The sequence below is a fragment of the Achromobacter sp. GQ309 genome, assembly GCF_059759315.1.
Genome location: NZ_JCAXDP010000008.1, coordinates 56,665 through 72,155, shown reverse-complemented (window position 1 = coordinate 72,155; position 15,491 = coordinate 56,665). Strand labels below are relative to the sequence as shown.

Below are 15,491 nucleotides of genomic sequence, written 5' to 3'. Positions count from 1 at the left end.
CTTACTGCGACGCGATCGTCGGCAGGATGCCGATCCGGTCGGACACCAGCGGCACGGCATTGAGCGCGCTTTGGCGATCGGGATACGGACCGATCCGCACGCGGTACAGATTATTGGCCTGTTCCACCGACGCCGGCGGCGCGCCTTCGGCGCCGAGCTGCGTATTGATGCGGCTGACCAGCGACTGCGCGTTGCCGGGCTGGCTGAACGCGCCCACCTGCAGGTAGACGCTGCCCGTGGCGGCGCCGACAGCCGGACGCATCGGGGCGGGGCTGGGCGCGGCAGGCGCCAGGGGCTCGGGCGCGAGCGCCACGGGGGTGGACGTCACCGGCGCCATGACCGGCGTGGAGCCCGTGGCCGATTCCGGTTCCGGCGCGGGGGCTGCAGGCGCGCCTTGCGAGGCCAGACGACGGATCTCCTCGGCCTGGATGGCTTCCACGACCACTTGTCCGCTGCCCGGGCCGATGATGCCCAGCTTGTAGGCCGCGACGTAGGACAAGTCCATGATGCGGTCGCTATGGAAGGGGCCGCGGTCGTTCACCCGCACGATGATCGTCTTGCCGTTGACCATGCTGGTCACCCGCGCGTAGCTGGGGATCGGCAGCGTCGTGTGCGCGGCGGTCATGGCATACATGTCGTAGGTCTCGCCGATCGACGTGGAGTTGCCATGGAATTTCTTGCCGTACCACGAGGCGATGCCGCGCTTCTTGTAGGCCTGGCCGCTGGTGTCGGGTACGTAGCGCTGGCCGAATACGACGTAAGGCCGGTTCGCGCCGCTGGCGTAGGGTTCCAGCTTGGGCACCGCGTCGGGGATCTGGTCCAGGTTCGACGGGGGATTGGCGTCCGGCCCGTCGTCCTTGTAGTAGCCGCCCTTCTTGCGTCCGCCGCTGGTGGAGCAGCCTGCCACGGCGATCGCCAGCAGCAGCATGAAAAGGAAATGTAGCGGGCGGGAAAGCGTCATGCGGTTTCGTCAGGCAGTTGCGTGCGATGGCGCACCAGCAGCGGGTCGTGGTCGGCAAAGCGCAGCGCCAGTTGCTCCACGACATACACCGAGCGGTGCTGGCCGCCGGTGCAGCCGATGGCCACGGTCAGATAGTTGCGGGTGTCCTGGGTGTACAGCGGCAGCCAGCGTTTCAGGAAGCCCGCGATGTCGTCGATCATCAGGCCCACCTGCTCGTACCCGGCGAGCCACGTGGCCACGGGTTCGTCGCGGCCGGTCAGCGGACGCAGGTTGCGGTCGTAATGGGGATTGGGCAAGCAGCGCACGTCGAACACCAGGTCCGCGTCGCCCGGTACGCCGCGCTTGTAGGCGAAGGATTCGAACGTCAGCACCAGCGGCGCGCGGTCCGCCTTGATCAGGTCGCGGATCCAGGCACGAAGCTGGCCGGGCGTCAGCTCTGACGTGTCGATGACGTGTTCCTGCTCGCGCAGCGGCGCCAGCAGCTCTCTTTCCAGCGCAATGCATTCGGTCAGCGACGGCGCCGTGCCGCCGCGTTGCAGGCGGTCGGTCAGCGGATGGCGCCGGCGCGATTCGGAATAGCGCTGCACCAGGGTGGCCGTGTTGGCATCCAGGAAGACCACGCGCAGGCTGGTGCCCATGGCGCGCAGCGCGGTGACCACGTCGGGCAGTTCGGCCAGTTCACCGGGTGAGCGCACGTCGATTGCGACGGCGACGCGTTCCATGCCGTCATCGCGCGCCTGCGCAATGAACTCGGTCAGGAAACGGACGGGAAGATTGTCGACACAGGTGTAGCTCGCGTCCTCGAGCATGCGCAGCGCGACGGATTTGCCGGAACCGGAAATGCCGGTGACGAGGACGACTTTCAACATGGACATGATTGTGGCACGCTTTTCCAGGACGATGCCGGCGGGATAGCATCTGATATGGCCATAAACTCAGGATCTGCGCCTGTTCCCCGCTGCATGCCCTGACGTAAGCTAGGGGCCGCAGACGCCGCAGTTCCATCGCAGTTCCACTTTTACGCGCCCCGCCATCACGATTCGGGGGGTTGGAATTTGATAGATGTTAGCCCTCATTTCCTCTTGTAGTGTTTCACTGCCGCGGTTTTGGGCCTTCCGCAGCGCTTTGGCGGCTGCGGCTGTTGTGTTTATGTCCGCGCCGACCCTGGCGCAGCAGACGGCGCCGCCTACGCTGCAGCCCGACACCATGGCGGCCCGGGTCGCGGCCTGTACCGCCTGTCACGGCGCACAGGGCAGGGCGGGCGCCGACGGCTACTATCCGCGGCTGGCCGGCAAGCCGCAGGACTACCTCTATCACCAGCTTCTGAACTTTCGCGACGGGCGGCGGCAGTACCGGCCCATGACGCACCTGCTGGCCGGCTTGCCCGACGACTACCTGCGCGAGATGGCCGCGTACTTTTCCGAGCAGCATGTGCCGTATCCGGCGCCTGTTCGCGCGGACGTGTCCGCCGCCACGCTGGAGGCCGGTCGCCGGCTTGCCAAGGAGGGCGATGCGGCGCGCGGCCTGCCGGCCTGTGCGTCCTGTCACGGCGCGGCCCTTTCCGGCATGCTGCCCGCGATCCCAGGCCTGCTGGGTCTGCCGCGCGACTACATCGGCGCGCAGATCGGCGGCTGGAAGAACGGCCTGCGCCGCGCCGCCGCGCCGGATTGCATGGCCGACATCTCCCACAAGCTCACCCCCAACGACATCGGCGCCCTGGCGGCGTGGCTGTCGTCGCAGCCCGTCGTCGAGCCCTACGTGCCCGACGCCGCGAATTCGGTCCGGCTCCCCGCGGAATGCGGCAGCCAGGCGCAACGCTGAACGGGGCCGCGAATGACGCTGATGAAAAGAATCCTGGTTGTTCTGCTGCTGGTGGTCGTGGTGGCCGCAGGCACGCTGTATTGGCTCGGCACGCGTGACGATGCCAGCACCGGCCCCGCCGTGGCGGCGGCCGACGGCGCGGCGCAGATCGAGCGTGGCCGCTACCTGGCGCTGGCTGGCAACTGCATGGCCTGCCACACCAGCCGAGGGGGCAAGGCGTTTGCCGGCGGCACGCCTGTGCCTACGCCGTTCGGCACGGTGTACGGCCCGAACATCACGCCCGACGCGGAGACCGGCATTGGCGCCTGGACGGCCGACGACTTCTGGCAGGCGCTGCACAACGGCAAGTCGAAGGACGGCACGCTGCTGTATCCGGCGTTCCCCTACACCGAATACACGCGCGTCACGCGCAGCGATTCGGATGCGCTGTATGCCTATCTGCGCAGCATTTCGCCCGTCAGGCAGGCCAACCGACCGCCCGAGATGGCCTTTCCGTACGACCAGCGGATGCTGCTGGCGGCATGGCGCGCGCTGTATTTCAAGCCGGGAGTGCAAGACGCCGATCCCGGTCAATCGGTCCAATGGAATCGCGGCCGCTATCTGGTCGAAGGGCTGGGCCATTGCGCGGCCTGCCACACACCGCGCAACAGCCTGGGCGCCACGCGCAGCGGCGACGCGCTGGCCGGCGGCGTGATTCCCGTGCTGGACTGGTACGCGCCGCCGCTGACGAACGACATGCAGACCGGCATGGGGCGCTGGTCGGCGCAGGACATCGCCACGCTGCTCAAGACCGGCATTGCGGCGCATTCGACGGTCAGCGGGCCGATGGCGGAAGTCGTGCTGGGAAGCACGCAGCACCTGACAGAGGATGACGCGCTGGCCATCGGCGTGTATCTGAAATCGCTGCCCGCCACGCCGCCCGCAACCGATGCGCGTGCCGCCGCGCCTGCGCCCGCGGCCATGGAGTTGGGCGGCAAGCTGTACAGCCAGCAATGCGCGCAATGCCACCAGGCCGACGGCAAGGGCAGCGGCACGGCGTGGCCCGCGCTGGCCGGCAATCCGACGGTGACTGCGCCGTCGCCAGTCAACGCCATCCGCATGGTGCTGGACGGCGGGTACGCGCCCGCCACGGCTGCAAACCCGCGTCCTCACGGCATGCCGCCATTTGGCCAGGTGCTGAACGACAACGACATTGCGATGCTCGTGACGTACATCCGCAATAGCTGGGGCAACGAGGCGGGCGGGGTCAGCGCGCTGGAGGTCAAGCGCGCGCGGGCGTCGTCGACGTTGAATTAGCGCTGATGAAGGCCGCGGGCGGATGTCCCGCGCGCGGCCGGACAGGCGCGCTAGCGTGCGGCGGTCGCCGCGCGGCAGGCTTCGTGCGCCAGATCGCCCAACGTGCGGATCGCGGCCTCGATGCCGGCTTCCCAGGGATGCCCGTAGTTCAGACGTAGCGCGCTGCCGAACTGGCCGCTGGCCGAGAAGATCGGGCCAGGCGCCACGCTGATGCCGCGCGCCAGCGCCTGGCGGTGCAGCGACAACGCATCCACGGCGGCGGGCAGTTCCAGCCACAGGAAGAATCCGCCCTGTGGCCGCGTCACGCGCGTGCCGGCGGGAAAGGCCTGTGCGATGGCGTCGGCCATGCGCTCCTGCTGCGCCTGCAAGGTCTGGCGCAGGCGACGCAGGTGGCGGTCGTAGCCACCCTGTTCCAGGTATTCGGCAATCGCGCCCTGTGCGGGGCCCGATGCCGACAGCGTCGATGACAATTTCAGGCGTTGCACCTGTTGGGCGTAGCGTCCGGCGCTGGCCCATCCGATGCGATAGCCGGGCGCCAGGCATTTCGAAAACGACGAGCAATGCAGCACCAGTCCGCGCGTGTCGTACGCCTTTGCGGGCACGGGCCGCGTCGTGCCGAAGTACAGCTCGCCATAGACGTCGTCTTCGATCAGCGGAATGTCGTGCCGCGCAAGCAGTTCGACCAGTTGCCGCTTTCGGTCGTCGGGCATCAGGCAGCCCAGCGGGTTCTGGAATTGCGTCATCAGCCAGCAGGCGCGCGGTGCGTGACGCAGGATGGCAGCCTGCATCGCGTCCAGGTCGATGCCCGTGCGCGGATGGGTAGGGACTTCCAGCGCTTTCAAGCCAAGTCGTTCCAGCGCCTGCAGCGCACCATAAAAGGTGGGCGCCTCGACCATGACGGTGTCGCCCGGCTGCGTGACCGCTTGCAGACAGAGGTTCAACGCCTCCAGGGCGCCGTTGGTGACGACGATATCGGTGGCGGGCAGGTTGATGCCGCCGATCAGGTAGCGCAGCGCGATCTGCCGGCGCAGGCGCGGATTGCCGGGCGCCAGGTCTTCGACCGTGTCGCGCGGATCCTGGCGCTTCAGATGCGCGGCCATGGCCTGCGCCAATCGCGGCAAGGGAAACAGAAGCGGAGAGGGGAAGGCCGAACCGAGCGGTGTGACGTCACGATTGCGCACCGAGCCGAGGATGTCGAAGATCCGCTCGCTGATCGCCAGTTCGGTGGATTCGCCGTCGGGACACGAGGCGCCCGGTTCGGGTGGCAGCGATTCGGCGGGGGCGTTGACGTAGTAGCCCGAGCGCGGCTGCGCGCGGATCAGGCCGCGCGCTTCTAGCAGGTAATACGCCTGAAAGACGGTGGAAGGGCTGACGCTGCGCGCGGCGCACGCGTCGCGCACCGAAGGCAGCTTGTCGCCGGCACGCAGGACGCCGCTTGCGATCGACGCGGCGATCTCGTCGGCTAGAGTTTCGTAAAGGCTCACGATGCCGCAGGGCGACGTTGCGGGCTCATTTGCTGCTTTGGAGGATCGCCATGGCCTGGCGCTCCATGAACTCGCCCAGCGTGTCGATGCCGCGCAGTTTGAGGATCGTGTTGCGCACTGCAGCCTCGACCAGCACGGCCAGGTTGCGGCCCGCGGCCACCTGCAGCATCACCTTGCGCACGGGCAGTCCCAGCATGTCCTGCGTGATGTCCTGCAGCGGCAGGCGTTCGAACTTGTCCTGCGCCGTGGCGCGCACCAGGTGCACGATGAGCTTGAGCCGCATCTTGCGGCGCACCGACGTTTCGCCAAAGATCGTGCGGATGTCGAGCAGGCCCAGGCCGCGGACTTCGAGCAGGTTCTGCAGCAGTTGCGGACAGTGGCCTTCGATCATGTTGGGCGCGGTGCGCGAGAACTCGACCGCGTCATCGGCGACCAGCCCGTGGCCGCGCGAAATCAGTTCAAGGGCCAGTTCGCTCTTGCCCAGACCCGATTCGCCGGTGATCAGCACGCCCAGTCCCAGCACGTCGAGGAACACGCCGTGCACCGTGGTGGTGGGCGCGAGCTTCTTGCCGAGATAGATGCGCAACAGGTCGATGAGCTGCGCGGCGGCCACCGGCGTGGACAGCAGCGGCACCTGGTGCTGGTCGCACTGGTCGACCAGATCTTGCGGCGGCGTCAGGCCATCGGCCAGCAGAATCGCCGGCACGCCGCCGATCAGCAGCTCGTCCATGTGGTGCATGCGGCGGCGCAGGTCGAATCGCGTGTAGTACGCCAGCTCTTCCTGGCCGAACACCTGGATGCGCGACGGGTGGATCAGGTTCAAGTGGCCGACGAGGTCGGCGGCTGCCATGCCGTCGTCGGGAATCGCGCGGTCTGCGGCGCCCTGGCCCGAGATCCAGTTAAAGGGGATTTTGTCGGCGTTGTCGTCGACGAGTTCCTGCACCGTGAGCATGGCAGCGATTCCGCGTGGGATCAGAGTTGGCCGGTCGTGAGCATTTTGTGGACGATGGCCGGATCGGGCTCGGTGGCCAGGGCCTCGCGCAATGCCTTGTTGGACATCAGCTGGGCAAGTTCGGCCAGGATGTCCAGGTGCTGCTGCGTGGCGTTTTCAGGCACCAGCAGGCACAGCAGCATCGACACGGGCTGTCCGTCGGGCGCGTCGAAGGTGATGGGCTGGGCAAGGCGGATGAACGCCGCCAGTGCCTGCTCCAGACCCTTCACACGGCCATGCGGTACGGCCACGCCCTGACCCAGGGCAGTGGACCCCAGGCGCTCGCGGGCAAAAAGGCTGTCGAACACGAGGGCGCGTGCCAAGCCGTTGTTGTTTTCAAAAAGCAGACCGGCCTGTTCGAACGCACGTTTCTTGCTCGTGGCGAGCATATCGAGCACGACGTTGCCGGCGGGGAGGATGCGCGACAAATGATTCATCGGGGCATTATAGGGTTATATGACGCACTGCAACAATCAACCGACCCGGGCCTCGGAAGACCGAGATGCCAGCGGGACCACAAGAGCGACAGCATAGTCTGATCGCGATACCTTGTGGACATTCCTGGGCCTCCGAGGGTTCCCGCAGAGGCACGTATCGGACAAAGCCAGGGAAAACGCCAAGAGGCCGTCAGGCGGCAGCGGATGAAACAAATGGGATTGGGTAGTGCAGGAGGGGAGTTTGCCGATGCCCCGGCTGGACGCAAGGTCTAGCGGGACACCGGGACTTAGGCAGGATCCTGGGATCGCTGTACTGCTAGTCGCTCAGGTGAGCGGTCATGAAGCGCGTTACTGCTGGGGTGGCGAGAGGGTCGCCGCTTGCCGCTTCACGGACTCTGCTGAATGACTCCTTACCTTGTCCTTGTGCTTGATGACCTGACGGTCGACTTTGTCAGCAAGAAGGTCTATGGCTGCATAGAGGTTTTCATCGGTTGCTTCACAATGAATGTCCTTGCCGCTCAGACGCATGGTGATTTCGGCTCTATGCCGCAGGGGCTCTACTGAGAGCATGACCTGGGTATCGATGACGTGATCGAAATGCCGCAGCACTCGCGCCAGTTTATTCATGACATATTCCCGGATGGCCGGGGTGACGTCGAGGTGACGACCGCAGATGCTCAGGTTCATAGTGTGCTCTCCTTCTAAAAGAGGAAAAAATTGCGCAAAAGGCGCGGTGGGGTCGTAGGCGTTCTCCTTCAATAAGCAGGGTTCGTTTAGCTCTAGTGTATAGACTCGGGCCGATAAAACAAGCTGACCTACCGCAACTTCATGGCATTTTTATGGCTGAGCCCGAGGGCGTATGGCGGTCTATTTTTATGCGTTACGGGGTCTTTCAGGCAGTGGTTACATACGGAAGTGTTCGCCCAGGTACACCCGGCGAACGGCGGGGTCGCCCACGATTTCGTCGGGGTGGCCGTCGGTCAGCACCTTGCCTTCGCTGATGATGTAGGCGCGGTCGCAGATGCCCAGGGTTTCGCGCACGTTGTGGTCGGTGATCAGCACCCCGATCCCCCGGCCCTTCAGGAAGCGCACGATGCGCTGGATTTCGATGACCGCAATGGGATCCACGCCGGCGAACGGTTCGTCCAGCAGGATGAAACGCGGACTGGTGGCCAGCGCGCGCGCGATTTCCACGCGGCGGCGTTCACCGCCCGACAGCGAGATGGCGGCGTTGCTGCGGATGTGCCCGATCTGCAGTTCTTCGAGCAGCGATTCCATCTGTTCGTTGATCTTGGGGGTCGACAGCGGACGGCCATCCGCACCCACTTGCAGTTCAAGCACCGCGCGGATGTTCTGCTCCACCGTCAGGCGGCGGAACACGGAGGCGTCCTGCGGCAGGTACGACAGGCCCATGCGCGCGCGCTTGTGGATGGGCATCGCGGTGATGACGGAGCCGTCGATTTCAATGCGGCCCGCGTCCGCCGGCACCAGGCCGACGATCATGTAGAAGCTGGTGGTCTTGCCTGCGCCGTTGGGGCCCAGCAGGCCGACGACTTCGCCGCTGACCACGGACAGGGACACGTCCTGCACGACGGTGCGGCCGTTGTAGGTCTTGCGCAGTCCGGTTGCGCGCAGGCTGCCCTGCTTGACGCCCGAAGGGGCGGAGGTCACGGGGGTCGGCACTGAAGGTTGATTCATCGTGGCTGCGATTGGTGTTGCGGGAGAAGCGCTTCAGCGCCCTTTCTTGGCTGCCTGCTGCTTGCGGCATTCGGCGACGGCTGCGTCCAGCTTGGCGCGCGGTTCGGCCAAGGAACGCACGCGTCCACCGGCCGCGGCGGAGTTCGGGCCGCCTTGCGCTTCGTAAGTGCCGGACTTCTCGTTGTAGCGTACCCGTTCGCCGCGAATGGTATCGAACGGTTTCCCACAGACGTAGCGGGTCACGATGGCCTGGCCGATCAGGTCGAACGTGCTGTTGGTGCCGTCGTATTCGGCGCGCAGGCCCTTGCCTTCGATGAGTTCGAAGTTTTCGGGGCGCTCCTGGCGGATGGTGACGACCTTGCCCTTGTTGGCCGTGGCCGTGCCGTACTGGTTGCCCTTGGCATCCTCGTTCATCTGCAGGGTGTCGGAGGTCAGCGTCATCAGGCCGCGCGTCATGTTGACGTTGCCGGTGAACACGCTTTGTTTCTTCACGTCGTCGTAGTGCAGCGTGTCCGACAGGATCAGCGTGCTGGGCTCTTCGGCCGGCGCGGCCGCTTTCGGTTCCGCCGCGTGGGCCGGCGCAAGCGCGCAGGCCGTCAACAGCACGGCGCCCATCAGGCGGGTCGTCGGGGCGAGGAGGGTCCGAAGGTCGGTCATGGTTTTTTCTGGTCAGTGTTGTTGGCTGGAATTTCGGTGCGGCGTTGCTGTCTGCCTTCCGAACCGGCAATTTCCACGTCGGTCGATGCCGAAACCTGCAATTGGCGAGTCTTGTTGTTGTAGTGCATGCCCGTGCCCTGCATGCGCGAGCGGCCCTTGAGGACGGTGGCAGGCAGGTCGGTGAAGACCACGTCTTCATCGGGCAGGATGATGAGTTGCTGGCTGCGCACGTCCAGCATGTCGTTCTCGGGGTCCGGCTGCCGCAGCACATGGGCGTCGCCTTGCATGACGATGCGCTTGCCGCCCTGTTCCATCACGGCCGTCTTGGACACCGCCACCGTGATCGGATTGGTCTCGCGCTGGCCCACGGCGCGGGGCGCCGAGACGTGATACGAGTCGTCGTCGGGGAAGTGTTCCATGTACTCGCCTTCCAGGCGGTTGATGGGCTTGCCCGTGGGATCTGTGCGCAACATCACGAAATTGCGCGACCATGCATCCATTTCATGGGTGACGCGGCGCGGCGGGTCCACCTGGATGGCGCGTTGCGCGTAATCGGCCGCCCACCACGAACTGGTGACCAGCACCAGCAGCAGGAACAGCGCGATCAGTGAGGGAAAGCGTTCTTTCATCGGGTGCGCCGCGAAGGCGTATTCGTTACGGGCGGAATCACTGGATCGCCCCAGGGCCAAGCAGGCCCGGCGCAGCCAGGAAGGCGCCCAGGCGGCCTTGCGAGGCCAACAGGAGATCGCAGCATTCGCGCACGGCCCCGCTTCCGCCGGGCAGGGTCGAAACCCAATGCGCGGCCTGGCTGACGTAGCCGGGGGCGTTGGGCACGCTGGCGGCAAAGCCCGCGCGCTGCAAGGCCGGCAGGTCGATGATGTCATCGCCCATGTAGCCGGTTTGATTCAGTTGGACACCGCAGCGCTGCGCAAGTTCGGTCAGGGCGGCGCCCTTGTCGCGTACGCCCTGGATGACTTCGGCGATACCGAGTTCGGCCGCGCGGCGCGCGACGATGGGGCCGGAACGGCCCGTGATCAGCGCGACTTTCAGTCCGCCTTCCATCAGCAGCCGCAGCCCGTGGCCGTCCAGCGCGTGGAAGCGCTTTTGCAGTTCGCCGCCTTCGCCGTAATAGAGGCTGCCGTCGGTCAGCACGCCGTCCACGTCAAAGACCATCAGGCGCACAGCCGCGGCGCGTTCGCGCACGATGGCGGGGATACGGGCAAGCACCAGCGCTTCGGCCGGGTGATTCAGGGAAGCAGAGAGGTTCATAGTCATACCACTTTAGCGGCCATCAGATCGTGCATGTGCAATGCGCCGACCAGCGCGCCGTCATTGTCCATCACCAGCATGTGATTGAGCCGTTGTTCGTCCATCTGCCGGGCGGCTTCGACGGCCAGCGCCTCGGGATTGATGCTGCGTGGCGATCGCGTCATCCCGGCCTCGACGGTCAGGCTGCGGATGTCGCCGTGCCGCGCGATGAGACGGCGCAAGTCGCCGTCGGTAAAGATGCCCAGCGGGCGGTGCTGCGTGTCGGTCACGACCGTCATGCCCATGCCCTTGGCCGACATGACCTCCAGGGCCTGCGACACCGAGGTGCCCGCCGTGACGATGGGCAGGGCCGTTCCCTCGCGCATGACGTCGCGCACATGGGTGAGCAGCCGGCGGCCCAGCGCGCCGCCCGGATGCGAGCGGGCAAAATCCTGCGGCCCGAATCCGCGCGCTTCCAGGCAGGCGACGGCCAGGGCGTCGCCCAGTGCCAGCGCGGCCGTGGTGCTGGCGGTGGGCGCCAGGTTCAGCGGGCAGGCCTCTTGCGCCACGCTGGCATCCAGGTGGATGTCGGCCTGGCGGGCCAGTTCGGATTGCGGGTTGCCGGTGATCGCCACCAGGCCGGCGCCCATGCGGCGCACCACGGGGAGGATGGTCAGCAGTTCTTCGCCCGAGCCCGAATAGGAGATGGCGATGAGGACGTCGTCGCGGGTGATCATGCCCAGGTCGCCATGGACGGCCTCGGCGGCATGCACGAAGAAGGCAGGCGTGCCGGTCGAGGCCAGCGTTGCGGCGATCTTGCGGGCAATATGTCCCGTTTTTCCGATGCCGCTGACCACTACCCGGCCGCGGCAGGCAAGCAGCAGGTCGACGACCCGCGTGAAGCTGTCATCCAGCCGGGCGGACAGGTCCAGCAGGCCCTGGCTTTCGATCTGTAGCGTTCTGCGCGCGGATGCCAGCGCGGTGCCGGACGATGAGGTGGGATGGTCGGTCATGGGCGGATTTTAATCGCAGTATGCTAGTTTGCCCCGCGCAGGGGCGTATGGCATGCTGGCGAGTCTTTCAACGGCTTTCAAACTTTCCTTCCAGGCCCGCTCCATGTCCAGCATTTCCAGTCCCGTCCTTGGCACGCCACTGTCCCCCTTGGCCACCCGCGTCATGCTGCTGGGTTCCGGTGAGCTGGGCAAAGAGGTCATCATCGCCCTGCAGCGTCTGGGCGTCGAAGTCATTGCGGTGGATCGGTATGCGGACGCCCCGGGCCATCAGGTGGCGCACCGGGCGCATGTGGTCTCGATGACAGACCCGCAAGCCCTGCGGCAGGTCATCGAGCAGGAGCAGCCGCACGTTATTGTCCCCGAAATCGAGGCCATTGCCACCAGCCTGCTGGTGGAACTGGAAGCGGCCGGCGTGGCGCGGGTTACCCCGACGGCCCGCGCGGCCCAGCTCACCATGAATCGCGAGGGTATCCGCCGCCTGGCGGCCGAGATTCTGGGTTTGCCCACCTCGCCGTACAGCTTCGTCGACACCGAGGAAGAACTGCGCCAGGCCATCGACGGCGGCATCGGCTATCCGTGCGTCATCAAGCCGGTCATGTCGTCTTCGGGCAAGGGTCAGTCGGTCATCAAGAGCGCCGACGATGTCGCTTCCTCCTGGCGCTATGCCCAGGAAGGGGGCCGGGTCGGGGGCGGCCGCGCCATCGTCGAGGGGTTCATCCGCTTCGACTACGAAATCACGCTTCTGACCGTGCGTGCCCGCGGCGCCGACGGCCAGGTCGAGACCCGGTACTGCGAGCCCATCGGCCACAAGCAGGTCGACGGCGACTACGTCGAAAGCTGGCAGCCGCACCCCATGTCGCCCGCAGCACTGCAGCGCGCTCGCGACATCGCACTGGCCGTCACGTCCGAACTGGGCGGGCTGGGCATCTTCGGCGTCGAGCTCTTCGTGGCCGGCGACCAGGTCTGGTTCTCCGAGGTCAGTCCGCGTCCGCACGACACCGGCATGGTCACCATGATCACCCAGGTGCAGAACGAATTCGAACTGCACGCCCGCGCGCTCCTGGGGCTGCCTGTCGACCCCAGCCTGCGCCAGCCGGGCGCCAGCAGCGTCATCTATGGCGGCGTGGAAGCCAAGGCCGTGACTTTCCACGGCGTGGCCGAGGCGCTGGCCGAGCCCGGCACGGACATCCGACTCTTCGGCAAGCCCGAATCCTTCGTCAAGCGCCGCATGGGCGTGGGGCTGGCCGTGGCCGAGGACGTTGCCGCCGCCCGCGCCAAGGCCAAGCGCGTGTCGGCCGCCGTGACCGTCAAGGCCGGCTGACCGCTTCGCCCCAACGTTGCTAACGGAATAACGCCCGCCGTTCCCGCCGCTTTTTCCCCCGAAGAAAGCCACCCGCCACCCGGCCGGTGGCTTTTTTGTTGTCCGGCGCCGCCCGCCATGTGTTGTATGGCTGTCACGTTCGGCGGCTAATTTTCCCTGCGCGTCCTCTGAATGACGTGGGTTTGCGCCCTTGCCCCTGCGGCAAGTGTGGTTTGCGCTTTCTCATCGTTTGTTCGATAATTTCAGAAATTTCTGAAATCAACGTAACTGCATATGTCGTGCAGCGCGTCGTTGTGTTACCGGCTGATCCTCATGGCGCTTTCCCCCCAAATTGAACGTTTTGTCCTGCACTTCGGTGAAATGGGCAGCCGCTGGGGCGTGAATCGCACGGTCGGCCAGATCTACGCCCTGCTTTTTCTCGCGCCGCAGCCGCTCAATGCCGACGACATCGCCGAAGCCCTGGGCTTTTCGCGCTCGAACGTCAGCCTGGGCCTGAAAGAGCTGCAGTCCTGGCGCCTGGTCAAGCTGATCCATCAGGTGGGCGACCGCCGCGACTACTTCGAGACTCCCAAGGACGTCTGGGAAATCTTCCGCATCCTCATGGAAGAAAAGCGCAAGCGCGAAGTCGATCCCACCCTCACGCTCCTGCGCGACACGCTGCTGGAGTCGCCGTCCGGCGCGGACGAGGCTTACGCGCAACAACGAATGACCGAAATGCTGGAGCTCATCGAACTATCCACGGGGTGGTTCGATGAGGTTCAACGGCTGCCGCCCGAAACCCTCCAAAGCCTCATGAAACTTGGTTCCAAGGTGCAGAAGGTGCTGGGATTCGCCGGCAAATTGCGGGGCAAGGGCTGATCCGTCTCGCCTCGATTTTTCAGGAAACCTCTATGAAGTTGTTATGCAACGCCCCTAATATGGCGCGTCAGACGGCCTGGGAACCATGCCGGTTGCCGCAGCGCGTCGACGCCTTGGGAGCAGCCTCATGATTGATCTCGATGTCGTGAATCTCTCGCGGTTCCAGTTCGCCGCGACTGCGCTCTACCATTTCATCTTTGTCCCGCTCACCCTTGGCCTGTCGTTCATTCTGGCCATCATGGAAAGCGTGTATGTCATGACCGGACGCGCCATCTGGAAAAAGATGACGATGTTCTGGGGCACGCTGTTCGGCATCAACTTTGCGCTGGGCGTGGCCACCGGCGTGGTGATGGAGTTCCAGTTCGGCATGAACTGGTCCTACTACAGCCACTACGTCGGCGACATTTTCGGCGCGCCGCTGGCGCTTGAAGGGCTGATGGCGTTCTTCCTGGAAGCCACCTTCGTCGGCCTGTTCTTCTTCGGCTGGAACCGCATGTCCAAGGTCAGCCACCTGGCCGTGACCTGGCTGGTCGCCTTCGGCACCAACTTCTCGGCCCTGTGGATCCTGATCGCCAACGGCTGGATGCAGAACCCGGTCGGCGCGATCTTCAACCCCGACACGATGCGCATGGAAATGACCGACTTCGCTGCGGTCATCTTCAACCCGGTCGCGCAAGCCAAGTTCGTGCACACCGTCAGCGCCGGTTATGTGGCGGGCGCCATGTTCGTCATGTCGATCAGCGCCTGGTATCTGCTGCGCGGCCGTCATATCGATCTGGCCAAGCGCTCGATGGCGGTGGCGGCCAGCTTCGGTCTGGCCGGCGCCCTGTCGGTGGTCGTGCTGGGCGACGAAAGCGGCTACCTCACCACCGAACACCAGAAGATGAAGATCGCGGCCATGGAGTCCATGTGGCACACCGAGCCCGCGCCTGCGTCGTTCAACCTGTTCGCCATCCCGAACCAGGCCGAGCGCCGCAACGATTTCGCGATCGAGATTCCCTACGTCATGGGCATCATCGGCACGCGGTCGCTGACCACGCCGCTGCTGGGAATCAACGATCTGATCCTGCGCGCCGAGAATCGCATCCGCGACGGCATGGTGGCCTACGAGGCCCTGCAGAAGATCCGCGCCAACCCCAAGGACGTCGATGCCCGCATGGTGTTCGACAAGACCTGGCCGGACCTGGGCTACGCGCTGCTCGTCAAGCGTCACCAGCCCGACATCAGCAAGGTCACCGAGGCCGACATCAAGCAGGCCGCGATCGATACCGTGCCGACCGTGGCGCCGCTGTTCTGGGCGTTCCGCATCATGGTCGCGGTGGGCATGTACCTGATCGTGTTCTTCGGCGTCGCGTTCTGGCTTGCCTCGCGCGGCCGTCTGGACAAGCGTCCGGCGCTGCTCAAGGTGGCGTTGTGGAGTCTGCCGCTGCCGTGGGTCGCCATCGAGAGCGGCTGGTTCGTCGCGGAATACGGCCGCCAGCCCTGGGTGATCGAAGGCGTGCTGCCGACCTATTACGCGGCATCGGGCCTGACCATGACCGACCTGGTCATCAGCCTGTCGATCTTCCTGGTGCTGTACACGATCCTGCTCATCATCGGCGTGAAGGTCATGCTGCATGCCATCAAGGCAGGACCGAAATCCGACGGGCCGGCGCCGGGTGATGCCGCCGCCGATCCCGTCCACGCCGCCGTGCGCGCGTAAGGGG

16 protein-coding genes are annotated in these 15,491 nt (G+C 65.6%); 5 read left to right on the top strand and 11 right to left on the bottom strand.

The window, feature by feature from the left end:
* Position 1: 1 nt before the first annotated feature.
* Complete coding sequence (locus tag AC6CIE_RS23360; RefSeq protein WP_286892043.1) at positions 2-961, bottom strand: septal ring lytic transglycosylase RlpA family protein; 960 nt, start codon at positions 959-961, stop codon at positions 2-4.
* Entirely contained in the window at positions 958-1,830 is an 873-nt protein-coding gene (gene rapZ, locus AC6CIE_RS23355) for an RNase adapter RapZ (RefSeq protein WP_056566400.1), read from the bottom strand. Before rapZ ends, AC6CIE_RS23360 begins: the two co-directional genes overlap by 4 nt.
* A 193-nt stretch (positions 1,831-2,023) precedes the next feature.
* Here rapZ and AC6CIE_RS23350 point away from each other — a divergent pair, with 193 nt between their 5' ends.
* Entirely contained in the window at positions 2,024-2,782 is a 759-nt protein-coding gene (locus AC6CIE_RS23350; protein ID WP_175186332.1) for a c-type cytochrome, read from the top strand.
* 12 nt (positions 2,783-2,794) lie between these two features.
* Positions 2,795-4,078, top strand: coding sequence for a c-type cytochrome (locus AC6CIE_RS23345; RefSeq protein ID WP_218342593.1), 1,284 nt, complete (start codon positions 2,795-2,797; stop codon positions 4,076-4,078).
* Positions 4,079-4,128: 50 nt separating this feature from the next.
* Here AC6CIE_RS23345 and AC6CIE_RS23340 read toward each other — a convergent pair whose 3' ends face one another.
* The 9 genes from AC6CIE_RS23340 to AC6CIE_RS23300 form a co-directional block, all read right to left on the bottom strand.
* Positions 4,129-5,562, bottom strand: coding sequence for an aminotransferase-like domain-containing protein (locus AC6CIE_RS23340; RefSeq protein WP_175138992.1), 1,434 nt, complete (start codon positions 5,560-5,562; stop codon positions 4,129-4,131).
* A gap of 25 nt (positions 5,563-5,587) precedes the next feature.
* Positions 5,588-6,514, bottom strand: coding sequence for an HPr(Ser) kinase/phosphatase (hprK, locus tag AC6CIE_RS23335; RefSeq protein WP_006216298.1), 927 nt, complete (start codon positions 6,512-6,514; stop codon positions 5,588-5,590).
* A 20-nt stretch (positions 6,515-6,534) separates the two neighbouring features.
* The gene (locus AC6CIE_RS23330) at positions 6,535-6,990 is read right to left on the bottom strand and encodes a PTS sugar transporter subunit IIA (RefSeq protein WP_175122034.1); all 456 of its coding nucleotides are present in this window, start codon (positions 6,988-6,990) and stop codon (positions 6,535-6,537) included.
* A 348-nt stretch (positions 6,991-7,338) separates the two neighbouring features.
* Positions 7,339-7,677 (bottom strand): ribosome hibernation-promoting factor, HPF/YfiA family, encoded by a 339-nt coding sequence (hpf, locus tag AC6CIE_RS23325; RefSeq protein ID WP_056319592.1) that lies wholly within the window; start codon positions 7,675-7,677, stop codon positions 7,339-7,341.
* A gap of 216 nt (positions 7,678-7,893) precedes the next feature.
* A complete protein-coding gene (lptB, locus tag AC6CIE_RS23320; protein ID WP_169271627.1) occupies positions 7,894-8,688 on the bottom strand; it encodes an LPS export ABC transporter ATP-binding protein in 795 nt (264 codons plus the stop codon).
* A 33-nt stretch (positions 8,689-8,721) separates the two neighbouring features.
* Entirely contained in the window at positions 8,722-9,345 is a 624-nt protein-coding gene (gene lptA / locus AC6CIE_RS23315) for a lipopolysaccharide transport periplasmic protein LptA (protein WP_175122035.1), read from the bottom strand.
* Positions 9,342-9,974 (bottom strand): LPS export ABC transporter periplasmic protein LptC, encoded by a 633-nt coding sequence (lptC, locus tag AC6CIE_RS23310; RefSeq protein WP_498094220.1) that lies wholly within the window; start codon positions 9,972-9,974, stop codon positions 9,342-9,344. Before lptC ends, lptA begins: the two co-directional genes overlap by 4 nt.
* Positions 9,975-10,011: 37 nt before the next feature.
* Positions 10,012-10,620, bottom strand: coding sequence for a KdsC family phosphatase (locus AC6CIE_RS23305; RefSeq protein ID WP_191578447.1), 609 nt, complete (start codon positions 10,618-10,620; stop codon positions 10,012-10,014).
* Complete coding sequence (locus AC6CIE_RS23300) at positions 10,617-11,606, bottom strand: KpsF/GutQ family sugar-phosphate isomerase (RefSeq protein ID WP_175122038.1); 990 nt, start codon at positions 11,604-11,606, stop codon at positions 10,617-10,619. The genes AC6CIE_RS23305 and AC6CIE_RS23300 overlap by 4 nt, the downstream gene beginning before the upstream one ends.
* A 103-nt stretch (positions 11,607-11,709) precedes the next feature.
* Here AC6CIE_RS23300 and purT point away from each other — a divergent pair, with 103 nt between their 5' ends.
* The 3 genes from purT to AC6CIE_RS23285 all read left to right on the top strand — a co-directional run bounded on the left by purT (position 11,710) and on the right by AC6CIE_RS23285 (position 15,487).
* Positions 11,710-12,927 carry a formate-dependent phosphoribosylglycinamide formyltransferase gene (gene purT, locus AC6CIE_RS23295; RefSeq protein WP_218342598.1) on the top strand — a complete coding sequence of 406 codons (1,218 nt, stop codon included), beginning with the start codon at positions 11,710-11,712 and terminating at the stop codon, positions 12,925-12,927.
* Between the two features lie 312 nt (positions 12,928-13,239).
* Entirely contained in the window at positions 13,240-13,785 is a 546-nt protein-coding gene (locus tag AC6CIE_RS23290) for a GbsR/MarR family transcriptional regulator (protein WP_175122040.1), read from the top strand.
* Positions 13,786-13,912: 127 nt separating this feature from the next.
* Entirely contained in the window at positions 13,913-15,487 is a 1,575-nt protein-coding gene (locus tag AC6CIE_RS23285) for a cytochrome ubiquinol oxidase subunit I (protein ID WP_175122041.1), read from the top strand.
* Positions 15,488-15,491 lie beyond the last annotated feature (4 nt).